The 25,714-nt window shown below is 64.3% G+C and carries 21 protein-coding genes; 15 read left to right on the forward strand and 6 right to left on the reverse strand.

What is annotated here, in order from left to right:
- The first annotated feature begins 64 nt into the window (after positions 1-64).
- From uvrA to AB0323_RS02145, 13 genes are all read left to right on the forward strand, one after another.
- Positions 65-2,992: an excinuclease ABC subunit UvrA gene (uvrA, locus tag AB0323_RS02085; RefSeq protein ID WP_366175919.1), complete on the forward strand. Its 2,928-nt coding sequence runs from the start codon at positions 65-67 to the stop codon at positions 2,990-2,992.
- A gap of 99 nt (positions 2,993-3,091) precedes the next feature.
- Positions 3,092-3,808 (forward strand): HAD hydrolase-like protein, encoded by a 717-nt coding sequence (locus AB0323_RS02090; protein ID WP_366175920.1) that lies wholly within the window; start codon positions 3,092-3,094, stop codon positions 3,806-3,808.
- A complete protein-coding gene (locus tag AB0323_RS02095; protein ID WP_364534361.1) occupies positions 3,795-4,463 on the forward strand; it encodes a lysophospholipid acyltransferase family protein in 669 nt (222 codons plus the stop codon). Before AB0323_RS02090 ends, AB0323_RS02095 begins: the two co-directional genes overlap by 14 nt.
- 58 nt (positions 4,464-4,521) lie before the next feature.
- Positions 4,522-6,516 carry an excinuclease ABC subunit UvrC gene (gene uvrC, locus AB0323_RS02100; RefSeq protein ID WP_366175921.1) on the forward strand — a complete coding sequence of 665 codons (1,995 nt, stop codon included), beginning with the start codon at positions 4,522-4,524 and terminating at the stop codon, positions 6,514-6,516.
- An 87-nt stretch (positions 6,517-6,603) separates the two neighbouring features.
- Entirely contained in the window at positions 6,604-7,527 is a 924-nt protein-coding gene (gene rapZ / locus AB0323_RS02105; RefSeq protein ID WP_234749478.1) for an RNase adapter RapZ, read from the forward strand.
- Entirely contained in the window at positions 7,527-8,543 is a 1,017-nt protein-coding gene (yvcK, locus tag AB0323_RS02110; protein ID WP_366175922.1) for a uridine diphosphate-N-acetylglucosamine-binding protein YvcK, read from the forward strand. The genes rapZ and yvcK overlap by 1 nt, the downstream gene beginning before the upstream one ends.
- Positions 8,544-8,552: 9 nt before the next feature.
- Complete coding sequence (gene whiA / locus AB0323_RS02115; RefSeq protein WP_133202987.1) at positions 8,553-9,533, forward strand: DNA-binding protein WhiA; 981 nt, start codon at positions 8,553-8,555, stop codon at positions 9,531-9,533.
- A gap of 109 nt (positions 9,534-9,642) precedes the next feature.
- Complete coding sequence (locus AB0323_RS02120) at positions 9,643-10,266, forward strand: superoxide dismutase (protein WP_364534373.1); 624 nt, start codon at positions 9,643-9,645, stop codon at positions 10,264-10,266.
- A gap of 286 nt (positions 10,267-10,552) precedes the next feature.
- Positions 10,553-11,563 (forward strand): type I glyceraldehyde-3-phosphate dehydrogenase, encoded by a 1,011-nt coding sequence (gene gap / locus AB0323_RS02125; protein WP_366175923.1) that lies wholly within the window; start codon positions 10,553-10,555, stop codon positions 11,561-11,563.
- 9 nt (positions 11,564-11,572) lie between these two features.
- Complete coding sequence (locus AB0323_RS02130; protein WP_366175924.1) at positions 11,573-12,799, forward strand: phosphoglycerate kinase; 1,227 nt, start codon at positions 11,573-11,575, stop codon at positions 12,797-12,799.
- A gap of 82 nt (positions 12,800-12,881) precedes the next feature.
- Positions 12,882-13,697, forward strand: a complete 816-nt coding sequence (gene tpiA / locus AB0323_RS02135) for a triose-phosphate isomerase (protein WP_366175925.1) — start codon at positions 12,882-12,884, stop codon at positions 13,695-13,697.
- A 47-nt stretch (positions 13,698-13,744) separates the two neighbouring features.
- Positions 13,745-14,002, forward strand: coding sequence for a preprotein translocase subunit SecG (secG, locus tag AB0323_RS02140; RefSeq protein ID WP_366175926.1), 258 nt, complete (start codon positions 13,745-13,747; stop codon positions 14,000-14,002).
- A gap of 99 nt (positions 14,003-14,101) precedes the next feature.
- Entirely contained in the window at positions 14,102-14,497 is a 396-nt protein-coding gene (locus AB0323_RS02145) for an RNA polymerase-binding protein RbpA (RefSeq protein ID WP_366175927.1), read from the forward strand.
- Here AB0323_RS02145 and pgl read toward each other — a convergent pair.
- From pgl to tkt, 6 genes are read right to left on the reverse strand one after another with little or no spacing between them, the layout of a single operon-like run.
- Positions 14,450-15,268 carry a 6-phosphogluconolactonase gene (pgl, locus tag AB0323_RS02150; RefSeq protein WP_366175928.1) on the reverse strand — a complete coding sequence of 273 codons (819 nt, stop codon included), beginning with the start codon at positions 15,266-15,268 and terminating at the stop codon, positions 14,450-14,452. The genes AB0323_RS02145 and pgl overlap by 48 nt on opposite strands.
- 8 nt (positions 15,269-15,276) lie before the next feature.
- A complete protein-coding gene (locus AB0323_RS02155; RefSeq protein WP_364534394.1) occupies positions 15,277-16,200 on the reverse strand; it encodes a glucose-6-phosphate dehydrogenase assembly protein OpcA in 924 nt (307 codons plus the stop codon).
- Positions 16,197-17,762 carry a glucose-6-phosphate dehydrogenase gene (zwf, locus tag AB0323_RS02160; RefSeq protein ID WP_366175929.1) on the reverse strand — a complete coding sequence of 522 codons (1,566 nt, stop codon included), beginning with the start codon at positions 17,760-17,762 and terminating at the stop codon, positions 16,197-16,199. The genes AB0323_RS02155 and zwf overlap by 4 nt, the downstream gene beginning before the upstream one ends.
- 15 nt (positions 17,763-17,777) lie before the next feature.
- Positions 17,778-19,409: a glucose-6-phosphate isomerase gene (locus tag AB0323_RS02165; RefSeq protein ID WP_366175930.1), complete on the reverse strand. Its 1,632-nt coding sequence runs from the start codon at positions 19,407-19,409 to the stop codon at positions 17,778-17,780.
- 5 nt (positions 19,410-19,414) lie between these two features.
- Entirely contained in the window at positions 19,415-20,533 is a 1,119-nt protein-coding gene (tal, locus tag AB0323_RS02170; protein WP_366175931.1) for a transaldolase, read from the reverse strand.
- Between the two features lie 57 nt (positions 20,534-20,590).
- Entirely contained in the window at positions 20,591-22,708 is a 2,118-nt protein-coding gene (gene tkt / locus AB0323_RS02175; protein ID WP_366176070.1) for a transketolase, read from the reverse strand.
- Between the two features lie 414 nt (positions 22,709-23,122).
- Between tkt and AB0323_RS02180 the strand changes: the two genes are divergently transcribed.
- Positions 23,123-24,085, forward strand: a complete 963-nt coding sequence (locus AB0323_RS02180; RefSeq protein ID WP_366175932.1) for a heme o synthase — start codon at positions 23,123-23,125, stop codon at positions 24,083-24,085.
- A 477-nt stretch (positions 24,086-24,562) separates the two neighbouring features.
- Positions 24,563-25,711: a glutathione-independent formaldehyde dehydrogenase gene (locus AB0323_RS02185; RefSeq protein ID WP_366175933.1), complete on the forward strand. Its 1,149-nt coding sequence runs from the start codon at positions 24,563-24,565 to the stop codon at positions 25,709-25,711.
- Positions 25,712-25,714 lie beyond the last annotated feature (3 nt).

Here is a 25,714-nt window from a genome sequence, read left to right on the forward strand (position 1 = left end):
ACCCGTCGGTAGGCTGCGGGAAGCCACATGGAAATTCGAAGAAGTTTTCGATTAGCATTAGTGGGTGCCTAAAGCCGTAGCTGAAGTCCCCGCCGTCGAATCCTTCGCAAGCGTTTCCGCGCAGCAACCTGCCCTGCCCGTAAGACATGACCTGTCCCGGCTCGTGGTCAAGGGAGCGCGCGAACACAACCTGCGCAACGTCGATCTCGACCTTCCCCGTGACGCCATGATCGTTTTCACAGGCTTGTCAGGATCAGGTAAGTCGTCCTTGGCCTTCGACACCATCTTCGCCGAGGGCCAGCGCCGGTACGTGGAGTCGTTGTCCGCTTACGCCCGCCAGTTCCTGGGCCAAGTGGACAAACCGGACGTGGATTTCATCGAGGGCCTTTCACCGGCAGTGTCCATCGACCAGAAGTCGACGAGCAAGAACCCGCGTTCCACCGTGGGCACGATCACCGAGATCTACGACTACATGCGCCTTCTCTGGGCACGCGTCGGCCGGCCGCATTGCCCGATATGCCACGAACCGATCACGCGCCAGACTCCGCAGCAGATCGTCGACCAGCTGCTGGAACTCGAATCCGGCACCCGCTTCCAGATCCTTGCTCCAGTGGTCCGCGGGCGCAAGGGTGAATTCGTCGAGCTCTTCAAAGAGCTCACTGCCAAGGGATACTCCCGTGCCCGGGTGGACGGCGAGCTCGTCCAGCTAAGCGATCCCCCCAAGCTCGGCAAGCAATTCAAGCACTCCATCGAAGTGGTGGTGGACCGGCTGGTGGTCAAGGAAGGGATCAGCCAACGGCTGACGGACTCGATCGAAACCGCGCTCAGGCTTGCGGAAGGCCGTGTGCTGGTCGAGTTCGTGGATCTCGACGCCGAAGACCCTGCCCGGATCCGGGCCTTTTCCGAAAACCTTGCGTGCCCCAATGAGCACCCGCTGGCGATCGACGAAATCGAGCCGCGCTCCTTCTCGTTCAACAATCCCTTCGGCGCATGCGCCGCCTGCAGCGGTATCGGCACCAAGCTCGAAGTCGATGAAGAATTGGTCGTCCCCAACCCGGAACTTTCCTTGAACCAGGGGGCCATTGCGCCTTGGTCGTTGGGAACTGCCACCACGGAGTATTGGAACCGGCTCCTGGAAGGCCTCGCCTTGGAGCTCGACTTCTCCATGGACACCGCCTGGGAGAAGCTGCCGCAGGAAGTGCGGCAAACCGTGCTGTACGGCAAGGACCACAAGGTCGTAGTGCAGTACCGCAACAGGTTCGGCCGGGAGCGCAAGTACAGCACAGGCTTCGAAGGCGCCATCCAGTACGTCCACCGCAAACACGGTGAAACGGACTCCGATTGGGCCCGCGACCGCTACGAAGAGTACATGCGGCAGATTCCTTGCCCTGAATGCAACGGCGCCCGGCTCAACCCGGCCTCGCTTTCGGTGCTGATCAACGGCAAGTCCATCGCTGAGGTAGCAGCCCTTCCGATGCGGGACTGCGCAGACTTCCTCGGCAGCCTCACGCTTACTGACCGCGAGGCCCAGATCGCCCACCAGGTTCTCAAGGAGATCCAGGCGCGCCTGACATTCCTCCTGGACGTCGGGCTCGAGTACCTGAATCTCGAACGGCCGTCCGGGACGTTGTCCGGCGGCGAAGCCCAGCGCATCCGGCTTGCCACGCAGATCGGCTCCGGCTTGGTGGGCGTCCTGTATGTCCTGGACGAGCCGTCCATCGGGCTGCACCAAAAAGACAACCGGCGCCTCATCGAAACGCTGACCAGGCTCCGCGACCTGGGCAATACGCTGATCGTTGTCGAGCACGACGAAGACACCATCCACGAGGCCGACTGGGTGGTGGACATTGGACCCGGCGCCGGTGAGCACGGTGGCCAGGTGGTGCACTCCGGCTCCTACAAGGAACTCCTGGAAAACACGAACTCGCTGACCGGCGACTACTTGTCCGGGCGACGCAAGATCGACATCCCGGCCAAGCGGCGCAAGTACGACAAGAAGCGCGAACTCAAGGTCATCGGCGCCCGCGAAAACAACCTGAACAACGTTGACGCCACCTTCCCGCTGGGCCTCTTCACGGCTGTCACGGGCGTCAGCGGTTCAGGAAAATCCACCCTGGTGAACGAGATCCTCTACAAGGTTCTTGCCAACAAGCTCAACGGTGCCAAGCAGGTTGCCGGCCGGCATCGTTCCGTGGCAGGCCTTGAGCATCTCGACAAGGTGGTCCACGTGGACCAGAGCCCCATCGGGCGGACCCCGCGTTCCAACCCCGCCACCTACACCGGCGTCTTCGACAACATCCGGAAGCTTTTCGCGGAAACGACTGAAGCCAAGGTCCGCGGATACCAGCCTGGACGCTTCTCCTTCAACGTCAAGGGCGGCCGCTGCGAGGCATGCTCCGGCGACGGCACCCTGAAGATCGAGATGAACTTCCTGCCGGACGTCTATGTACCGTGCGAGGTGTGCCATGGCGCCCGGTACAACCGCGAGACCCTGGAGGTCCATTACAAGGGCAAGACCATCGCTGACGTCCTCAACATGCCCATCGAGGAGGGTGCCGAGTTCTTTGCCGCCTTCACCCCCATCGCCCGGCATTTGAACACCCTCGTCGACGTCGGCCTCGGCTATGTCCGTCTTGGGCAGCCCGCCACCACGCTTTCCGGAGGCGAGGCACAGCGCGTGAAGCTGGCCTCGGAACTGCAGAAGCGTTCGAATGGCCGGAGCGTATATGTCCTGGACGAGCCCACCACGGGCCTCCATTTCGAAGACATCCGCAAGTTGCTGATGGTGCTGCAGGGTTTGGTGGACAAGGGCAACACGGTCATCACGATTGAACACAACCTCGACGTCATCAAGTCCGCCGACTGGATTGTGGACCTTGGCCCCAATGGCGGTTCAGGCGGCGGGCGCATCGTGGCTACGGGGACGCCCGAACAGGTTGCCAAGTCCACCGAAAGCCATACCGCGACGTTCCTGGCGGAGATTCTCAGCTAGTCCCGTGTGAACAGCCGGGGAATATTCGGTGGCGATTGAAGTATTCCCCGGCCGGCATGTGAGTTTCAGGCATGCCTCAACTCGTGAGAAACTAACCCGGTGACTCAAACAATGGTGCCCGTAATCTTTGATCTGGACGGCACCCTTGTCGATCCTGCAGGTGGCATAACCGGCGGAATCGCCGCGGCCCTGGGCGAAATGGGCCTCCGTGTCCCGGAACAAGCCGTGCTGGACTCCATGGTTGGACCCAAGCTCAGCGATTCGCTGGCACACATCGCCGGGGTTCCCGCGGGAAAAGTCGACGACGTCATCGGGCTTTACCGCAGCTACTACCGTTCCGTGGGAATCGGTCAAAGCCGCCTCTATCCCGGTATCCGTGAGCTCCTGCAGTTTTTCGCGGAGTCGCGGCGGCCGGTTGCCGTGGCCACCCAGAAACCTCAAGGCTTGGCGCACACCGTGTTGGAGCACCACGGCATCGCCGGTTTCTTTGCCTCCATCTGCGGTGCCCCGGACGATGAGTCAATGGCCGCCAATACAGCTCCGGGCAAGGTGGCGATCGTTGGTGCCGCGCTGGCCACGTTGCGCTCCCAGCCCGCGGTGATGGTCGGGGACCGCCACCAGGATGTTGCCGGTGCCATGGCCAACGGACTCGACTGCATCGGGGTCAGTTGGGGATTTGCGCCCGATGGGGAACTTCAGGAGGCAGGCGCCGTCGCCGTCGTGGACAACGCGGCGCAGCTGCTGAAGAAGATCGAAGAACTTGACGCTGTCCACGCGGCGGCCCTGAGCGAGGTGCAGAACGATGGAAGCCTTTGATGTCATCCGCTGGACCACGCGCGGACTGATTTCCAGCACCTGCCGCCCCACGGTCATCGGGCTGGAAAACGTGCCCAAGGAAGGGCCCTTCATTGTGGCCCCAAACCATTTGTCCTTCCTCGACAGCGTGATTGTCCAGGCCTTGATGCCGCGCCCGGTGGGCTTCTTTGCCAAGGCCGAGTACTTCACGACCAAAGGCTTCAAAGGCCGGGCGATGAAGGCGTTCTTCCAGGCAGTCGGATCCATTCCGGTGGAACGCGGAGAGCAAGCAGCCAGTGTGCAGGCCCTCAAGACCCTCCTGGACATCCTGGAGAACGGCAGGGGCATCGGTATCTATCCGGAGGGAACCCGCTCCCGCGACGGCTTGCTCTACCGCGGACGTACCGGGGTCGGCTGGCTTGCCCTGACCACGGGGGCGCCCGTGATTCCGGTCGGCCTTATCGGCACCGACAAGCTGCAGCCTGTGGACCGCAACACCGTTCGTCCGCAGCATTTCACCATGAAGGTCGGCGAGCCTCTGTACTTCGAGAAAACCGGTCCGGACCATTCCCTGCCGGCCAGGCGCGAAGTCACCGACAAGATCATGGATGCCATCGCGGCATTGAGCGGCCAGGAACGTTCCACCAGCTACAACCAGAGCAAGTCCGCGGAGTAGCTTCGGCGGGCCGGCCGGCCCGTACGGGGGAGTCCGATTCCCTTACTAGACTGGATCTGTGGCAGATCCAGCGAGTTATCGACCCCAGACGGGAGAAATCCCCACCACCCCCGGCGTCTACCGGTTCCGGGATCCGCACGGCCGCGTCATCTATGTGGGCAAGGCGAAGAACCTCCGCTCCCGGTTGAATTCGTACTTCGCCAACCCCGCGGGCTTGCTGCCGAAGACGCACGCGATGGTGCACGCGGCCAGCAGCGTCGAATGGACCGTGGTGGGCAGCGAGCTTGAGTCGCTCCAGCTCGAATACACCTGGATCAAGGAATTCAAGCCCCGCTTCAACGTCGTCTTCCGTGATGACAAGACGTATCCGTACCTTGCGGTGAGCATGGGGGAGAAGCTCCCGCGGGTCCAGGTCATGCGCGGGGAGCGCCGCAAGGGCACCCGTTACTTCGGGCCGTACACAGCCGGGGCCATCCGCGAAACCATGGACACCTTGCTGCGGGTCTTTCCGGTCCGCAGCTGCAGTCCCGGCGTGCTGAAACGCGCCCAGGCCAGCGGTCGGCCATGCCTGCTCGGCTACATCGACAAGTGCTCGGCCCCGTGTGTCGGCCGTGTCACCGCCGAGGAGCACCGGGCCATTGCCGAAGACTTCTGCTCGTTCATGGGCGGCGAAGCGAAACGCTTCATCACCCGCCTCGAAAAGGAGATGGGCGCCGCCGTCGCCGAGCTGGACTACGAACGGGCAGCTCGGCTCCGGGACGACATCATCGCCCTCCGCAAAGTGTTCGAGCGCAATGCCGTCGTGCTTTCCGAGGACACCGACGCGGATGTCTTCGCCCTGTACGACGACGACCTCGAGGCTTCCGTCCAGGTGTTCCACGTCAGGGGTGGCCGGGTGCGCGGCCAGCGGGGCTGGGTCGTGGAAAAAGTCGAAGACGCCACCACTCCGGAGCTCATCGAGCACCTCCTGCTGCAGGTCTACGGCGAGGACAGCGACAACCAGGGCCGTATTCCGCGCGAAGTCCTCGTGCCGGAGATTCCGAGCAACCATCACGAACTGCTCGAATGGCTCGGCGGCCTCCGCGGCGCCAAGGTGGATATCCGGGTGCCGCAGCGCGGTGACAAGGCCGCGCTGATGTCCACCGTCCGCGAAAACGCCGAGCAGGCGCTGAAGCTTCACAAAGTCCGGCGGGCCGGCGACATCACTGTCCGCTCCCAGGCGCTCCAGGAACTGCAGGAAGCCCTCGAGCTTCCCGTGCCGCTGCTCCGGATCGAGTGCTACGACATCTCCCATGTGCAGGGAACCAACGTGGTTGCGTCCATGGTGGTGGTGGAGGACGGCCTCCCCAAGAAGGCCGACTACAGGAAGTTCTCCATCACGGGCGCGGCGGCAAGCGACGACACCGCTGCAATGCACGACGTCCTTACCAGGCGCTTCAGGCACTACCTGCAGGACAAATCCGCCCAGCTTCCCAAGAGCGGAGAAGTTCCGAATCCCGGCGCCGGGGAACCGTCGTCGGATGACGCCGCCCTCACGGGAGCCAAGGCGAGATTCGCCTATCCGCCGAACCTCGTCGTCGTCGACGGCGGGCAGCCCCAGGTGAATGCCGCCGCGAGGGCACTCGCGGAACTGGGGATCGATGACGTCTACGTCGTGGGCCTGGCCAAGCGGCTCGAAGAAGTCTGGCTGCCGGACAGCGACTTCCCGGTGATTCTGCCCCGCACTTCGCAGGGTCTCTACTTGCTCCAGCGCATCCGCGACGAAGCCCACCGCTTCGCCATCACCTTCCATCGGCAGAAGCGTGGAAAGGCCATGACGGTGTCCGCACTCGACGGCGTTCCGGGCCTCGGCGAAGCTAAACGGAAGGCGCTCGTGGCGCACTTCGGATCCCTCAAGAAGATCAAAGCCGCAACGGCCCTTGAGCTGACCGCCGCGAAGGGGATCGGCCCGGCTTTGGCGGAAGCAGTCGTGAGCCATCTGGCGGCTGCCGGCGCCTCCGGAGAGACCGCGCCTGCCGTGAACATGACCACCGGCGAAATCCTTGAAATTTAGCTAGGGTAAGAAGCGGACCGCTCCAGGAGGTGGTCTGCCTTGGACCATCCCAGAAACTTTGGACCATCTCAGAAACGGGGACACTTGATGTCAGAGTCAACAGCAGGATCCGGCGCGGAGCAGGACGGTCTCATCCCCGTCAAGCCTGTCGAAGCGGAACTGCTGGTGGTGACTGGCATGTCCGGAGCAGGCCGCAGCACCGCCTCGGACGCCCTGGAAGACCACGGCTGGTACGTCGTCGAAAACCTCCCGCCGCAGATGCTGGGGACGCTTGCCGAAATCGTCTCGCACGCGCCCCAGTCCATCCCCAAGCTCGCCGTCGTCGTCGATGTGCGCAGCAAAGGCCTCTTCACCGATATCAGGACGGCGCTCGGCGCCCTCAGCGCCAGCGGAATCACCTTCCGCGTCCTCTTCCTCGATGCCAGCGACAACGTTCTGGTGCGGCGCTTCGAGCAGGGCCGCCGCCCGCATCCGCTCCAAGGCGGCGGCCGGATCCTGGACGGCATCGCGGCCGAACGCGACGTCCTGAAGGAACTGCGGGAATCAGCGGACGTGGTCCTGGACACGAGCACGTACAACGTCCACGGCCTGGCAACCGCCATCACCGAACTTTTCACCGACACGGGCCCTGTCGCGTTGCGCTTGAACGTCATGAGCTTCGGCTTCAAATACGGACTGCCCGTGGACGCCAACTTCGTGGCGGATGCACGTTTCATCCCCAACCCGCATTGGGTTCCGAAATTGCGTCCGCACACGGGACTCGATGCCGATGTCAGCGATTACGTGCTCGGTGCCGCGGGAGTGAAGGACTTCGTTGACCGCTACGTCCTCGCATTGGAACCTGTCCTGGACGGCTACCGCACAGAAAACAAGCACTACGCCACCATTGCCGTGGGTTGCACGGGCGGGAAGCACCGCTCGGTCGCGGTCGCCGTCGAACTTTCCAAACGGCTGGCGCAATATCCCCGCGTCACCGTCACCACAAGCCACCGCGATCTGGGTCGCGAGTAATGGGGGTCCTGACCGGACCCCTGCCGCTGGTTCCACCGAAGGGCACCCCGGGCAGCCAGCCCGCCAAGGGCCCCTCGGTTGTGGCGCTCGGCGGCGGACACGGGCTTTCGGCGTCGTTGTCGGCGTTGCGGCTCCTGACCTCCGAGCTCACCGCGATTGTCACGGTAGCCGACGACGGCGGATCCTCCGGCCGGCTGCGTGAAGAGTACGGCGTCCTTCCGCCGGGCGATCTTCGCATGGCGCTGAGCGCCCTTTGTGACGACACCGATTGGGGGCGCACCTGGCGGGACGTCATGCAGCACCGCTTCAGGACGCCGAACGGTAGCCGCGGCTCCTTGGACGATCACGCCATGGGAAACCTGCTCATTGTCACCCTCTGGGAGCTTCTGGGCGACGCCGTGGCCGGACTGAAATGGGCAGGCGCCCTTTTGGGTGCCCGCGGCCAGGTCCTTCCGATGTCCACGCAACCGCTGAACATCGAGGGCGACGTCAGGGTGCCCTTGCCGGGGGGCGGTTACGAGTTCCAGACCGTCAAAGGCCAGGCCAAGTGCGCCGTCGCCGGATCCCTCGAAAACGTCAGGCTCCTTCCGGAGGACGCGCGCGCCTGCATCGAAGCGCTGACTGCGATCGAGCTCGCGGACTGGATCATTCTGGGTCCCGGTTCCTGGTACACGTCCGTGCTGCCGCATTTGCTGCTGCCCGAAATGCGCCAGGCCCTGTGCGACACGCCGGCCAAACGCTGCCTCACCATGAACCTCGCCATGGACACCAAGGAAACCTCCGGGATGTCCGCTGCCGACCACCTGGATGCCCTGCGCCACTACGCGCCGGAGTTCAGTGTGGACGTTGTCCTGGCCGACCCCTCCTCAATATCGGACGTCAAGGAATTCGAACGCGCTGCCGGGATGATCGGTGCAGAGGTGGTCTTGGGTAAAGTGGGGGCGTCGAGCCGCCGTCCAGTCCACGACCCGCTGCGTCTGGCATCGGCGTATCACGATATCTTCGGGAATAGTTAGGAACATGCGATGGCACTGACCGCATCGGTCAAGGAAGAACTTTCCCGGCTGGACATCAAGAAGTCGTCCGTCCGCAAGGCCGAAGTTTCGGCCATGCTTCGTTTTGCGGGCGGACTGCACATTATTTCGGGCCGGATCGTGATCGAGGCAGAGGTTGACCTCGCCTCAACGGCGCGGCGGCTGCGCGCCGCGATCGCCGAAGTCTACGGGCACCAGAGCGAAATCATCGTCGTCTCCGGCGGGGGACTCCGTCGCGGTAGCCGCTACGTTGTCCGTGTAGTGCGCGACGGCGAAGCCCTGGCCCGCCAGACCGGCCTCCTGGACGGCCGCGGACGGCCTGTGCGTGGCTTGCCGTCCGCCGTCGTCAACGGCTCGGCGTCGGATGCCGAAGCAGTGTGGCGCGGAGCGTTCCTGGCTCACGGATCCCTTACCGAACCCGGCCGGTCTTCCTCGCTCGAGGTCACGTGTCCCGGGCCGGAATCGGCGCTTGCCCTCGTGGGGGCCGCCCGCCGCCTCGGCATCCAGGCCAAGGCCCGGGAAGTGCGCGGCGTGGATCGCGTGGTCATCCGTGACGGTGACACGATCGCCGCCCTGCTCACCCGGATGGGCGCCCACGACGCCCTCATGGTGTGGGAGGAGCGCCGCATGCGCAAGGAAGTCCGGGCCACGGCCAACCGCCTCGCGAACTTCGACGACGCCAACCTGCGCCGCTCGGCCCAGGCCGCCGTCGCGGCCGGCGCCCGCGTGGACAGGGCCCTGGAAATCCTGGGCGACGACGTTCCCGACCACCTCAAGTACGCCGGCGAACTCCGCGTGGCCCACAAACAGGCCAGCCTGGATGAATTGGGCCGGCTCGCCGATCCGCCCATGACCAAGGACGCCATCGCGGGAAGGATCCGGCGGCTTCTGGCCATGGCGGACAAGCGGGCCGGCGACCTGGGGATCCCGGGTACCGAGGCAAATGTGACCCCCGAAATGATGGACGAATAAAGCTCCCGCCCTAGAATCGTCAGGGTGTGGATTTCCGGCCGGTTCGCCGGCCGGATGAACAAAACGAGAGTTACCAACCGGACCCCGGTCCACTACATTGGAGGATTTCGTGACAGAGTACGTATTGCCCGAGCTCGGCTACGACTACGCAGCACTTGAGCCGCACATTTCGGCGAAGATCATGGAGCTGCACCACAGCAAGCACCACGCTGCCTATGTAGCAGGCGCCAACAACGCCATGGCCCAGTTGGCCGAGGCTCGCGACAAGGGCGACTTCGCCAACATCAACCGCCTCTCGAAGGATCTCGCGTTCCACACCGGCGGCCACATCAACCACTCCGTGTTCTGGAACAACATTTCCCCGGACGGCGGCGACAAGCCCGAGGGCGAGCTGGCTGCAGCCATTGACGACGCCTTCGGCTCCTTCGATGCGTTCCGTGCCCAGTTCTCCGCAGCCGCGCTCGGCCTGCAGGGATCCGGCTGGGGCTTCCTCGCCTACGAGCCCATCGGCGGCAACCTCCTCATCGAGCAGCTCTACGACCAGCAGGGCAACGTCGCAGTCGGTACAACCCCGCTGCTCATGCTGGACATGTGGGAGCACGCCTTCTACCTGGACTACGTCAACGTCAAGGCTGACTACGTCAAGGCCTTCTGGAACATCGTCAACTGGGCCGACGTCGCGAAGCGCTTCGAAGCGGCCCGCGCGAACGCCACCGGGCTCATCGTTCTCTAGCGGTTTCCGTCCCGAATCGGTGAGTGACGCGGAATACACAAGGATGTAACAAACTTCACATTAAGGTGAATTTCGCTCAAATACCGGATTGTCTGCCCCCGCAGTTGCGGGGGCAGACGTAGTTAAACGTAAGATGGGTCACGGAAGGCGGTTAGCCTTCAGCAATGTGGCTGGTCGCCCTCCGATCTGATAATCACTTCTGCCCAATGATGTGCGGGAATTGTTAGTTGGAATCAAGATCCGACTCACTAGGTGTGCTTGCAAGAGCACCAAGGAGACTGAAATAGTGACCACCCGTATTGGTATCAACGGCTTTGGCCGCATCGGCCGCAACTACTTCCGCGCAGCACTCGCCCAGGGTGCAGACCTCGAAATTGTTGCGGTCAACGACCTCACGAGTCCCGAGGCACTTGCCCACCTTCTGAAGTATGACTCCGTCGGCGGTCGCCTGACTGAGTCCGTTGAAGTCAAAGAGGGCAACCTCATTGTTGACGGCAACATCATCAAGGTCCTTGCAGAGCGCGATCCTGCGAACCTCCCTTGGGGCGAGCTGGGCGTCGACATCGTCATCGAGTCCACAGGCTTCTTCACCAAGGCTGCCGCCGCGCAGAAGCACATCGATGCAGGTGCCAAGAAGGTTCTGATCTCCGCCCCTGCCTCGGGCGAAGACATCACCATCGTCATGGGCGTCAACCACGAGCTCTACGACCCCGCAGCCCACCACATCATTTCCAACGCTTCCTGCACCACCAACTGCCTCGGCCCGCTGGCCAAGGTCGTCAACGATGCCTTCGGCATCGAGCGCGGCCTCATGACCACGGTGCACGCCTACACGGCAGACCAGAACTTGCAGGACGGCCCCCACAGCGACCTTCGCCGTGCCCGTGCCGCCGCGATCAACATGGTCCCCACCTCCACGGGTGCTGCCAAGGCGATCGGCCTCGTCCTTCCGGAGCTGAAGGGCAAGCTCGACGGCTACGCCATCCGCGTCCCGGTCCCGACCGGTTCCGCCACGGACCTGACCGTCACGGTTTCCCGCGAAGTGACCGTCGAGGAAGTCAACGCAGCACTCAAGGCTGCTTCCGAGACCGAGCAGTTCAAGGGCATCCTCAGCTACACGGCAGATCCGATCGTCTCCTCGGACATCGTCGGCGATCCGTCTTCTTCGATCTTCGACTCCGGCCTCACCAAGGTCATCGGCAACCAGGTCAAGGTTGTTTCCTGGTATGACAACGAATGGGGCTACTCCAACCGCCTCGTCGACCTCACGGAGCTCGTCGCATCCAAGCTGGGCTAGGGTAGACACATGACATTTCACACCCTCAACGAACTGATCGCTGAAGGTGTCCGCGGGCGGTACATTCTTGTCAGAAGTGACCTGAATGTGCCGCTCGACGGCTCTACAGTGACCGACGACGGCCGCATCAAGGCCTCCCTCCCGGTCATCGAAAAGCTCTCGGACGCCGGTGCCCGCGTGCTCGTCACGGCCCACCTCGGACGCCCCAAGGGCTCTCCCGAGGCCAAGTACTCGCTCAAGCCCGCAGTGGCGCGGCTGGCGGAGCTCGCGCCGTTCAAGGTCCACCTTGCGGAAGACACCGTTGGCGGGTCCGCCAAGGAACTGGCCGCGTCGCTGGGCGACGGAGACGTCCTCGTCCTGGAGAACGTCCGCTTCGACGCCCGCGAAACCAGCAAGGACGACGCCGAGCGCGGCGCCTTCGCCGATGAACTCGTAGCGCTGACCGGTGCCAACGGTGCGTTCGTGGATGACGCATTCGGTGCCGTCCACCGCAAGCACGCCAGCGTGTACGACGTCGCCACCCGGCTTCCTTCCTACCAGGGGGACCTCGTCCACACCGAGGTGGAGGTCCTGCGCAAACTCACCACGGATACCCAGCGCCCGTACGTCGTGGTTCTGGGCGGCTCCAAGGTCTCGGACAAGCTCGCCGTGATCGAGAACCTCCTGGGCAAGGCTGACACCATCCTCGTCGGTGGCGGAATGCTCTTCACCTTCCTCGCAGCGGTTGGTCACAAGGTCGCGGGCAGTTTGCTTGAAGCTGACCAGATCCCCGTGGTCCAGGACTACCTCAAGCGCGCTTCCGACGCCGGCACCGCCTTCGTCATCCCCACCGACGTCGTGGTTGCAAGCCGCTTCGCGGCTGACGCCGAACACGAAGTGGTCGCCGCAGACGCGATCGAGGACAGCTCGTTCGGTGCCACCGGCATTGGCCTGGACATCGGACCGATCTCCGCGGAGGCATTCGCCGAACAGATCAAGGCCGCCCAGACCGTGTTCTGGAACGGCCCCATGGGCGTCTTTGAATTCGAAGCTTTCTCGGGCGGCACCCGTGCCATCGCCCAGGCTTTGACCGAGACGCCAGCATTCACCGTGGTGGGCGGCGGCGACTCCGCCGCGGCCGTCCGGACCCTCGGCTTTGAGGACTCCCAGTTCGGTCACATTTCCACCGGCGGCGGCGCCAGCCTGGAATACCTTGAAGGCAAGGATCTTCCCGGCCTGAGCGTTCTGGACCGCTAAGGCTACACGGCCGGCGGGGCGCCCTTCCTGGAAGGCAAGCGCCCCGCCGGCTTCCCTATCTCAACGCATCTTTGGAGCACACGTGACAACTTCTGCCAACGGAAACTTCATCCGCAAGCCCTTCATTGCCGGCAACTGGAAGATGAACATGGACCACGTCCAGGGCATCACCCTGCTGCAGAAGCTGGCATGGACCCTGTCCGACGCCAAGCACGACTACAGCCGGGTGGAGGTTTCGGTCTTCCCGCCGTTCACCGACCTGCGCGGTGTGCAGACCCTCGTTCAGGGCGACGAGCTGGAAGTCGTCTACGGTGGACAGGACCTTTCGCAGTTCGACTCCGGAGCCTACACCGGCGATATCTCCGGCCAGTTCCTCAACAAGCTCGGTTGCGCCTATGTCCTGGTGGGCCACAGCGAACGCCGCACCATCCACAACGAGGATGACCAGCTCCTCAACGCGAAGGTCAAAGCGGCCTTCCGCAACGGTGTCACGCCGGTCCTGTGTGTCGGCGAGGGCCTTGAGGTCCGTCAGGCCGGCACCCACGTGGAGCACACGCTGGCCCAGCTGCGCGCCGGCGTCGAAGGCCTTTCTGCGGAGCAGGCAGCCGAACTGGTTGTCGCGTACGAGCCTGTCTGGGCCATCGGGACGGGCGAAGTCGCGGGTCCCGAAGACGCACAGGAGATGTGCGCCGCGATCCGTTCAGAGCTCGCATCCTTGTTCGACGATGGCGTGTCTGCCAAGACCCGGCTCCTCTACGGCGGTTCGGTCAAGGCCAACAATGCTGCGGCGATCATGGCCGAGAGCGACGTCGACGGGCTGCTGGTGGGTGGCGCGAGCCTGGACCCAGCCGAGTTTGCTAACATTGTCAGGTTCGAGAGCCACCTCAGCGCGGCTTAGTCCGTTTCAGGATCCGCTCCCGTTTTCCGTTCTTCCGAAAGGCCGTCGTGGACGTTCTTCAAGTCATTCTGCAGATTCTGCTGGGCATTACCAGCCTTCTGCTGACGCTGCTCATCCTCCTCCACAAGGGGCGTGGCGGCGGGTTGTCCGATATGTTTGGCGGCGGTATGAGCTCAGGATTGAGTTCGTCTGGTGTCGCAGAGCGAAACCTCAACCGCTTCACCATCGTCTTGGGCTGCACTTGGGGCGTCGTGATCATTGGACTTGGCCTCATCATGCGATTCACCACCGGCGCAAACTCCTAGCACTGCCGCCGTCGGATCCTCGCACTAGAGGGGTCCTCTCATTAGACTAGGCTGCATGGCCTTCAGCGCCATGCAGCCGAACTCTCAAGGGGATCGACGATGGTTCATGGTACTTCAGGATTCCGGGGCACACGTGCCGGCGTAACTGCTGGATCAGCCCCGAGAAACCAACCCGACTCTGTTGGTGGCGAGAGCTTGCCGCGTATTCGTGTTCCCTATTGGTGCGCCAAGGGACACGAGACGCGGCTTGTTTTCGTTAAGCTCCCGGAAGATCAAATCCCGATCCGGTGGGACTGTCCGAAATGTGGCCTGGTTGCCGTCCGCGAACAGGGCGAAGCCACCATGGAACGTGCGGACGAAGAAGTCTTCAAGAGCCACCTGGACTACGTTAAAGAAAGGCGCTCCAGCCAGGACGCGGAAATTGTCCTGGCCGGAGCGCTCAAGCGGTTACGCGCCCGCGGGGTCCTTACGGACGAGCTGCTGGGGGACACGTGAGGCTGCATTCTCATCGATGAGCCATAGGGTCCTCGACCGGCCACTAGGACCGGCGGCGGGAACCTGGACCGGGTTGGCCCCGGCGAGGGCCAGTCCCACGGCGCCGGCCTTGTCCTCGCCTGCCACAACCATCCAGATTTCCTGGGCTGAGTTGATGGCGGGCAACGTCAGCGAAATCCTCGACGGCGGTGGCTTGGGGGAGTTCTCGACGCCCACGACCGTACGGTCCTTCACGCGGATACCCGCCTGCTCCGGGAAGAGCGAGGCGATGTGCGCATCCGGACCCACGCCGAGCAGCAGGATGTCGAAGCGAGGCAACTCGCCGGCCTCCTCGGGACGATTGTCCGAAGTGTCCGCGGCGTGCTCGGCAACGGCTGCAGCCTTGAGCCGGGCCGCGTAGTCCGCAGCCGCCTCGTCCGCGGTGGCGAACTCATCCGATGAACCCGGTTCGTGCACGCGGGCCGGGTCCACCGGCAGGCTGGAGAGCAGCGCCTCACGCGCCTGTACGGTGTTGCGGTCTGTGCTGTCCTTGCCAACGAAGCGTTCGTCACCCCACCAGAAGTTCACCCGGGACCAGTCAACGGCGGGCGCCGCGGGCGAGTCGGCAACCGCTTTCAGCGTGCCGATGCCCACGGTTCCGCCGGTGAGGACCACCGTGGCTTCGCCGTGCTTGTCCTGGACGTCCACCAGCTTGGTGATGAGCCGTGCTGCGATCGCGGCCATAAGGACGGCGGAGTTGGGATGGATGCTTACTCTGGGGTCAGCGCTCACTGGGACGGTCACTCCTTGCTATTGGTTCGGGGCAGTCCCATAGTAATCACTTCTCCGAAGACGTCGTCGGGGTCGAGGCGGCGCAGTTCTTCGGCGAGGCAGTCCCGCAGGCTGCGGCGCGGGAGTGAAATCCGCTGGGCGGGCTGGCCCGGCTGGGTCAGTTCCGCGACGGTGAGGCCGGGCCGGACCAGTTGGACGTCGCCGGTGGCGCGGCTCAGCCGTACCCTGCGGATGCCCGTTCCTGCCGGGTCGGCGAGGATCCGGACCGGGGCGTCGAGGAACAGCGTGAGCCAGGCGGCCAGCAGCAAAGTACTGGGCGAGTCCGAAGCGCCCTCGACGGCGATGGCCGTGACGGGCGATTCGTCTACCTGGTCCAGGGCTGCCGCGAGTTGCACGCGCCAGTTGGTCAGGCGTGTCCAGGCGAGGTCGGTGTCCCCGGCGCGGTACGTGGCCCGGATCCGGGCCAGGGCCGCTGCGGGATCGGCTTCGTTGGCGGAGTCCGTGATGCGGCGGTGCGCGATGCGTCCGATGGATGTCTCGCAGGCGTTCTCGGGCGCTCCGTGCGGCCACCAGGCCACGATCGGCGCGTCCGGCAGCAGCAGCGCTGCGACGAGGGATTCGCTTTCCTTGGCGAGCTCACCGTAGCCGCGCAGCACGATGACCTCCGATGCGCCGGCGTCCCCGCCCACCCGGATCTGGGCGTCGAGGCGGTTGGGCGCTTCGCTGCCGGCGTCGGCGAGGACGATGATGCGGCAGGGGTGTTCGCGGCTGGCCTCGTTGGCTGCCTCGATGGCTTCTTCCTCGAGGCCGGACTTGGTGACGACCACGAGGGTCAGGACGCGTCCGAGGGCGATCACGCCTCCCTGCTCGCGCAGGGAGGTGAGCTTCTTGGAGATCTTGGAGGTGGTGGTATCGGGAAGATCTACGATCATGGCCTTCTCCAGGTTCGTCCGTCGCGGGCAAGCAGTTCGTCGGCCGAGGCCGGGCCCCAGCTGCCGGGGGCATAGGGTTCGGGTTGTTCGTCGAGCCCGGCCCAGTATTCCTCGAAGGGGTCCAGGATCTTCCAGGACTCCTCGACTTCCTGGTGGCGCGGGAAGAGCGGCGGCTCGCCCAGCAGCACGTCCAGGATGAGGCGTTCGTAGGCCTCGGGGCTGGACTCGGTGAACGAGTGGCCGTAGCCGAAGTCCATGGTCACGTCGCGGACTTCCATCTGCGTGCCCGGGACCTTGGAGCCGAAGCGGATCGTGGCGCCCTCGTCGGGCTGGACGCGGATGACCACGGCGTTCTGGCCGAAGTCGTCCTCGCCGTGGCCGCGGAAGAGCAGGTTGGGCGCTCGTTTGAACACCACCGCGATTTCCGTGACGCGCCGGCCCAGGCGTTTGCCGGCCCGGAGGTAGAACGGCGCGCCGGCCCAGCGCCGGGTGTTGATGTCCAGGCGGATGGCCGCGTAGGTTTCCGTCTTGGAATCGGCCGGAATGCCGTCTTCCTCAAGGTAGCCCTGGACCAGTTCTCCGCCCTGCCAGCCGCCGGTGAACTGCCCGCGGGCCGAGTGGGTGGACAGGTCTTCGGGGAGCCTGACCGCTGCCAGGACCTTTTCCTTTTCGGCACGCAGGTCATCGGCGTTGAAGGAGATGGGCTCCTCCATGGCCGTCAGCGCGAGCAGCTGCAGGAGGTGGTTCTGGATGACATCGCGGGCCGCGCCGACCCCGTCGTAGTATCCCGCCCGGCCGCCGGTGCCGATGTCCTCGGCCATGGTGATCTGGACGTGGTCAACGTAGTTGGCGTTCCAGAGCGGCTCGAACAGCTGGTTGGCGAAGCGCAGGGCCAGGATGTTCTGGACCGTTTCCTTGCCCAGGTAGTGGTCGATGCGGAAGACCGCGTCCGGCGGGAAGACGGACTCGACGATGTCGTTGAGCTTGCGCGCGGAATCCAGGTCGTGGCCGAAGGGCTTCTCGATGACCACCCGGCGCCACTGCCCGTCCCCGGCCTGCGCCAGCCCGTGCTTGGAGAGCTGCTGGCAGACCTGCTCGAAGGCCTTGGGTGGAATGGACAGGTAGAAACCGTGATTGCCGCGCGTGCCGCGGGTCTCGTCCAGTTCGTCAAGCGTGGCGCTGAGGCGCTTGAACGCCTGGTCGTCGTCGAATTCTCCCTGGACGAAGCGGATGCCCTCGGAGAGCTGGTTCCAGACGGCGTCGTCGAACGGGGTGCGGGAGTGCGCCTTGACGTTCTCCTTGACCTCGTCCGCGAAGTCCTCGTTGCTCCAGTCCCGCCGGCCGAAGCCGACGAGCGCGAAGCTCGGCGGCAACAGCCCTCGGTTGGCGAGGTCGTAGACCGCCGGCATGAGTTTCTTCCGGGCGAGGTCACCGGTGACTCCGAAGAACACCAATGACGAAGGCCCTGCGATGCGGTTCAGGCGCCGGTCCCGAGGATCCCGGAGGGGATTGCGGTGGCTTGCCTTTCCGGTGGACCTGTAACCGATTTCAGTTTCTGGCATGTTTGGGTTTGTGCCTTAGCTTTCGAGCGCGCTGGCCTGGCCGGCCAACGCGGCGACAATGTCCTGGAGCTGGGCAACGCCCGCCCCACGATCCGTGAGGTGCAGCCGCAGGACCGGACGGCCGTGGTTCTCGAGAACCTGGGCATCGCCGGCCGCCTGGGCTGTGATCAGTTGACCGAAAGTGAACGGGCGTTCCGGGATGGCGATATCGCCGGCCGCGGAGGCCGTCACCTGCAGGAAGGAACCGATGGCCGGTCCGCCCTTGTGGAATTGCCCGGTCGAGTGCAGGAAGCGCGGACCCCAGCCGAAAGTGACCGGCCGGCCGCTCACGGCGGCGAGTTCGTCGCGGATGCCCTCCAGCTGCGCGAACGCGATCCGGTCGAAATATGCCTGGACGCTGAGGTAGCCGTCCGTGCCGAGTTCACCGAGGAGGGCCTTGACGGCGTCGGCGGCCGTTGCGGCGTCGCCGAGCCACGCACCCCCGCGGACCTCGATCACGCCGTCGACGAAGTTCGCCGGCGTCGGCTCGGGACGGGCGTCCAACAGGCCGCGCGCGGCAATCTTGGCTGCCTCGACGTCGGGCTGGTCAAAGGGGTTGATGCCCAGCAGGCGCCCTGCGACCGCGGTAGCGAATTCCCAGACGAACATCTGGGTGGCCAGGCCACCGGCGATGGCGGCCTCGTTCGCACCGAGTTCGACGTCGGAGTCCGCACCGACGAGCCGGATCACCAGGACGTCTTCCGCGCCGCTGCTGACCTCGGGTGCGGACGGGCCTGCAACAACCGGCAGGACCCCCGTGCCGAGCTTGCCGGTGGACTCGGCGATGAGCTGCTCGGCCCAGTCCGCAAATCCGACAATGCCGGAACCGTCTTCGACGATGACGATCTTGTTGCGCAGCGGGGTGGTTCCACCGAGCGCAGCACCGAGCCGGAGCCCGATGTTTTCAGGGGAGTCCTCGTTGAGGATCTCCGCAGCTTCCTCGGCCTCGTCCAGGAAGGCCTGGATGTCGACCCCGGCGAGGCCACTGGGAACCAAGCCGAAAGCCGTCAGCGCCGAAAAGCGGCCGCCGACGTTCGGGTCGGCGTTGAAAACGGCACGGTAGCCGGCTTCACGGGAGGCCTTGTCCAGCGGCGAACCGGGATCGGTCACGACGACGATGCGGCTCTTGGCATCGATGCCGGCCTCGGTGAAGGCCTGCTCGAATACCCGCCGCTGCGAGTCGGTCTCCACGGTGGAGCCCGACTTGGAGGAGACCACGATCGCGGTCTCGGCCAGGCGGTCCGCGAGGGCAGCACCGACCTGTTCGGGGTCTGTGCTGTCCAGCACGGTCAGCTCGACGCCGGCGGTGCCGGCAATGACCTCGGGGGCAAGCGAAGAGCCGCCCATGCCACACAGGACAATGCGGGAGACTCCTTCGGCCCGGAGGGCATCCCGGAGTTCCAGGATCCCTTCGACCAAAGGCTGGGATACGGTTGCCGCTTCCACCCATCCAAGACGGATGGCGGATTCGGATTCGGCATCCGGACCCCACAGAGTGTGGTCCTTCGCGAAAATCCTCGTGGCAATCCGGTCTTCGACAAGTGCCGGGATGTGCTGCTCAATGGCCTGCTGCGCAGCACCGCTGGCGTCGTAGCTGAGAGTGCTCATGTGGGTTAGGAAGCCTTCCGTGCAGAGGCGAGGGCGCCTTCGACGTCGGCCAGAAGTTCCTTCCAGCTGGCGACGAACTTGTCCAGGCCCTCGGATTCGAGGATTGCGACGACGTCGTTGTAGGAGATGCCCAGGCCTTCCAGTGCGTTGAGGACGCTGTTTGCTTCCTCGTAGGTGCCGGAGATGGTGTCACCGGTGACTACCCCGTGGTCGAACGTGGCGTCGAGGGTCTTTTCCGGCATGGTGTTGACGACGCCGGCGGCGACCAGTTCGGTGACGTACAAGGTGTCCGGGTATGCCGGGTCCTTCACGCCGGTCGAAGCCCACAGCGGGCGCTGCGGAAGCGCGCCGGCGGCGGCAAGGACTGCCCAGCGCTCGGTGGAGAACAGCTCTTCGTAGACCTGGTAGGCCAGGCGGGCGTTGGCGACGCCTGCCTTGCCCTTGAGGGCCTTGGCTTCATCGGTGCCGATGGCGTTGAGGCGCTTGTCGATCTCGGTGTCCACACGGGAGACGAAGAAGGACGCCACCGAGTGGATCTTGGAGAGGTCGTGGCCGTTTTCCTTGGCCAGCTCAAGGCCGGACTGGAAGGCGTTGATGACGGCGCGGTAGCGCTCCAGGGAGAAGATCAGGGTCACGTTGACGCTGATGCCCTCGGCCAAGGTTGCCGTGATGGCGGCGAGGCCCTCAAGGGTTGCCGGGATCTTGATGTGGACGTTGTCCTTGTTGACCTTCTTGTACAGGTGCTTGGCCTCGGCGATGGTGCCTTCGGTGTCCCATGCGAGGCGCGGGTCCACCTCGATGGAGACTCGGCCATCGACGCCCTTGCTCGCTGCCGCGACCGGTGCGAAGAGGTCGCACGCGTCGGCAACGTCGCGGGTGGTGATCTCGAAGACGGTTTCTTCGACGGTGGCGCCCCTGGCGGCCTCTTCGGAGATCACGGCGTCGTAGTCGCTGCCGGCGGTGATGGCGGCGTGGAAGATGGACGGGTTGGTGGTGACGCCAACCACGTTCTTCTCGTCGATGAGCTTCTGCAAGGTGCCGCTGGACAGGCGTTCCCGGGAAAGGTCGTCAAGCCAGATGGAAACGCCGGCGTCGGAAAGCTGCTGGGTGGGAGTCGTAGTCATTTCTTTAATCTCCTTGGAAATCTGTTCGTTGCTGTCGGATTCGTCTCAAACGCGTTTTCAGCTACTGAGACCCGCGAGGGAGTCCTTGGCGGCGGCGGCGACTGCTTCTGCCGTGATGCCGAACTCCTTGAAGAGCCGCTTGTAGTCCGCCGAGGCGCCGAAGTGCTCGAGGCTGATGGAGCGTCCGGCGTCGCCGACGAATTCCTTCCAGCCCAGTGCCAGGCCGGCTTCGACCGAGACGCGGGCCTTGATGGCGGCCGGGAGGACGGACTCGCGGTAGGCGGAGTCCTGCTTGTTGAACCACTCGACGCACGGCATCGAAACGACGCGGGTGGCGATGCCTTCGGCCTGGAGCGCTTCGCGGGCGTTCACGGCCAGCTGGACCTCGGAACCGGTGCCGATCAGGATGACGTCGGCCGGGACGGTGGCGCCGTCCTTCGAAGCCTCTGCCAGGACGTAGCCGCCCTTTGCGACGCCTGAGGTGGAACCGAAGGTGTCACCCTCGGCAACGCCCTCGCCGCGTGCGTACGTCGGGATGTTCTGGCGGGTCAGCACGATGCCTGCCGGGTTCTCGTGGTTTTCAAGCATGGTCTTCCATGCTGCGGCCACCTCGTTGGCGTCGCCGGGACGGACAACGTCCAGGCCCGGGATGGCGCGCAGGGTGGACAGCTGTTCCACCGGCTGGTGGGTGGGGCCGTCTTCGCCCAGGCCGATGGAGTCGTGGGTCCAGACGTACAGCGACGGAACACCCATGAGGGCGCCAAGGCGGATCGCGGGACGCTGGTAGTCGCTGAAGATCAGGAACGTGCCGGAGAACGCCCGGGTTCGGCCGTGCAGGGAGATGCCGTTCACGATCGACGCCGCGGCGTGCTCGCGGATGCCGAAGTGCAGCACCCGGCCGTAGGGGTTGCCCTTCCACGCGCCGGTGGACCGCGAGGCCGGAATGAACGACGGCGAACCCTCGATGGTGGTGTTGTTGGACTCGGCGAGGTCGGCCGAGCCGCCCCACAGTTCCGGCAGGACCGGGCCGATCGCGTTCAGGACCTTGCCGGACGCGGCGCGGGTGGAAACTTCCTTGCCCGCTTCGAACACCGGCAGCGCGGCGTCGAGCTCGACAGGAAGCTTCTTGGCCTCGATGCGCTCAAGCAGTGCAGCGCCCTCCGGGTTGGCGGTCTGCCAGGCCTCGAAGGATGCCTGCCATTCGCTGCGCTCGGCTGCGCCGCGTTCGATGACGGCACGGGCGTGTGCCAGGACGTCCTCGTCAACCTGGAAGGAACGCTCGGGGTCGAAGCCCAGTACTTCCTTCAGTGCTGCGACTTCCTCGGCGCCGAGGGCGGAACCGTGGATCTTGCCGGTGTTCTGCTTCTTGGGAGCAGGGTAGCCGATGATGGTGCGCAGCGAGATGATGGACGGCTTGGACGTCTCGGCCTTCGCGGCGAGCAGGGCACCGTAGAGCTCCTGGACATCTTCGACGTATTCGCCGGTCTTGGTCCAGTCCACGCGCTGGGTGTGCCAGCCGTAGGCTTCGTAGCGCTTGAGCACGTCTTCGGTGAACGCGATGTCGGTGTCGTCTTCGATGGAGATGTGGTTCTCGTCGTAGATCACCACGAGGTTGCCCAGTTCCTGGTGCCCGGCCAGTGAAGAAGCTTCCGAGGTGACACCTTCCTGGAGGTCGCCGTCGGAGGCAATGACCCAGATGGTGTGGTCGAACGGGCTCTCGCCGGCGGGAGCATCGGCGTCGAACAGGCCGCGTTGGCGGCGCTGCGAGTAGGCGAAGCCCACCGAGGAGGCCAGGCCCTGGCCCAGCGGGCCGGTGGTGATCTCGACGCCGGCGGTGTGCTTGTATTCCGGGTGGCCCGGGGTCAGCGAACCCCAGGTGCGCAGGGCCTCGAGGTCCTTCAGCTCCAGGCCGTAGCCGGAAAGGAACAGCTGGATGTACAGGGTCAGCGACGTGTGTCCGGGGGACAGGATGAACCTGTCGCGGCCGATCCAGTCCGGGTGCTTCGGGTCGTGGCGCATCAGCTTCTGGAACAGCAGGTAGGCGGCCGGTGCAAGGCTCATGGCCGTGCCGGGGTGACCGTTGCCGACCTTCTCGACGGCGTCAGCGGCCAAAACGCGGATGGTGTCCACGGCGCGCTGGTCCAGGCTGGTCCAAGTCAGTTCTTGCTCTTCCAAATGTGGCACGTAAACCGAGCCCCTCTCTGTGCTGACGGCTGGTGACGGCACATGGCAAGCCTCGGGCACAGGATGGCGCCCGCTGCGAAGTTCCTACCAGCCGTTCACCATTGAAACGTTGATCTATCATCCAGACATGCAAATCTGAGAATACGCTTTCTCGGAAACCTGCGTGAGCTGATCTGCAGACAGCTTAGCCCGGTTCGCAGCCTCGGATGGTGGGAATCTCAAAAAATGGACGCAAATTCCGTTTTATGAATCACCGCGACGTCAAAGTGCCGGTGAACTTTCGGAAACAATGGAAAGTTCGCCGGTGCCGTGGCGCCGGACAGGCCACGGTATGATATCTGGAGGCCACCAGCGGCGAGTGCGCCACCGCGGAAACCCGCCTTGACAACACCAGCAAAGAACAGAGTGACTGCCAACGTGAGCACAACAGATACGCCCCTCAATGCTTCCCCGGTTGTGGGGAAGCGCGGAATGTCCCGTAAGTTCAAGGCGTATCTGGCACTGACCAAACCCCGCGTGATCGAATTGCTTCTGGTCAGCACCCTGCCCACCATGATCTTCGCGGAACGGGGCTTCCCCTCGATCGGCTTGATACTTGCCACGTTGGTGGGCGGCGCCTTCGCAGCCGGCAGCGCAGGGGTCTTCAACTGTTACATCGACCGCGACATCGACAAGTTGATGCACCGCACCGAAAAGCGTCCCCTCGTGACGGGCGAGGTCACCCCCCGCGAAGCACTCGTCTTCGCGTGGATCCTTGGAACTGCCTCCATCGCCATCCTCTGGTTCGGGGCCAACCCGCTTTCGGCGTGGCTAGGCCTTGGTGCGATTGTTTTCTACGTTGTCATCTACACGATGATCCTCAAGCGCCGCACGGCACAGAACATCGTATGGGGCGGTGCCGCCGGCTGCTTCCCCGTGCTGATCGCCTGGGCTGCGGTGACAAACACTGTTGAGTGGCCCGCCGTCGTGCTCTTCATGGTGATTTTCCTGTGGACTCCTCCGCACTACTGGCCGCTGTCCATGCGGTACGGCGAGGACTACCGCAACGCCAACGTCCCCATGCTCGGTGCCATCGCCGGTGCCAAGGTGGTTTCCGTCCAGGTGGTTCTCTACGCCTGGGCCATGGTGGTGTGCTCGCTGCTTTTGGTGCCGGTTGGCCGCGCGGGCTGGGTGTACACCATCGCCGCCGTCCTTGCCGGCGCCTGGTTCCTGTACGAATCCCATGCCCTCTACAACCGGGCACAGGGCGGGGACGTCTCGAACAAGGGCGCCATGAAGGTCTTCCACGGCTCCATCAGCTACCTGACTCTTCTCTTCATTGCCCTCGCGGTGGACCCGTTCATCGGTTCCCCGATCATCGGCGGCTGACGGCCGCTCACCGGCAAACGCCCGGTCACTTATAGGGGCTCATCGGCAAACGCCCGGTCACTTATAGGGGCATATGGCAAACCCCCGCGCAGCTTTAGCGGGCAAACGAACGACCCTCCTTCACGTCGTGATGATGTGGACGAGGGTCTTTTCAGTTTCCGGTAACCTCTCGACACCTTTGCTAAGGGTGCTTACTATTAAGGCTCGATCAATTTCCCTTTTGCGGGCGGACGGGCCGGGCGGGACTTTCCCGGATGAGCCTGCCGCCTGGAAGCCTTTGGCCTCCCGACCCTGTGGTGGGTTCGGGGACCACAATCCTTGTTTCCCCCCTTACTCGCCAGTTCCACATGCGTGTATCCAGGTGACACCCCGGCCGTTTCGGGCCGCTGTCCTGCATGCCCGTGACTTTGCTGCGCACCCGGAAGCTACGACGCCTTGGGCAACGGCCGGGATGGGATAAAAGAAAAGAGCGGAAAAATGAAGGCAGTAGTTTACAAAGGACCGAATGACGTCAGCGTCGAGGACGTACCGGATGCCAAAATCGAACATCCGGCCGACGTGCTGGTCCGGATTACCACGACCAATATCTGCGGCTCGGACCTGCACATGTATGAAGGCCGCACCAGCTTCGAACCCGGACGCGCCTTCGGGCACGAGAACCTGGGCGAAGTGATCGAGACGGGCCCGGCCGTCAGCAAAGTAAAGGTGGGCGAACGCGTCGTGCTGCCGTTCAACATTGCCTGCGGATTCTGTAAAAACTGCGAACGGGGTTTCACTAATTACTGCCTGACCATGCAGCCAGAACCCCACCTCGCCGGCGCAGCCTACGGGTTCGCGGACATGGGTCCGTACCAGGGCGGACAGGCCGAGTACCTGCGGGTGCCATACGGGGACTTCAACTGCCTGCGCTTGGGCGAGGACGCCGTGGAGAAAGAGCTCGACTACGTCATGGTCGCCGACATTTTCCCCACCGGCTGGCACGCCACCGAACTGGCGGGGGTGTACCCCGGAGACTCGGTGGTCATTTACGGCGCAGGACCAGTCGGCCTCATGGCCGCCTACTCGGCGATTATCAAAGGCGCCGGCAAAGTCATGGTCGTGGACCGCCAAAGTGACCGGCTGAAACTGGCGGAGCAGATCGGCGCCATCCCCGTTAACGATGCGGAGGTGGACCCCGTTGAATTCGTCAAGGACCAGACCATGGGGTTCGGGGCTGACCGGGGCTGCGAATGCGTCGGCTACCAGGCCCACGACCCGGGCGGAACCGAACATCCCAACATGACCCTGAACCGGCTCGTGGACTCGGTCCGGTTCGTCGGCGGTCTGGGCGTCGTAGGCGTGTTCCTGCCACAGGACCCTGGAGCCCCCGACAAACTCGCCCGGCAGGGCCAAGTGGCCTTCGACTACGGAAACTACTGGTTTAAAGGACAGACCATGGGCTCCGGCCAGTGTCCCGTCAAGAAATACAACCGGGCCCTGCGCGACCTCATCGCTGGCGGCAAAGCCACCCCCTCATTCATCGTCAGCCACGAGCTGCCGCTGGACCAGGCCCCCGAGGGGTACAGGAACTTCGACAGCCGCGAGGACGGTTGGACCAAGGTAGTCCTCCACCCCGCCGAAGCCTGATGT

Source organism: Arthrobacter sp. NPDC080031, from assembly GCF_040702485.1.
Taxonomy (GTDB): Bacteria; Actinomycetota; Actinomycetes; order Actinomycetales; family Micrococcaceae; genus Arthrobacter.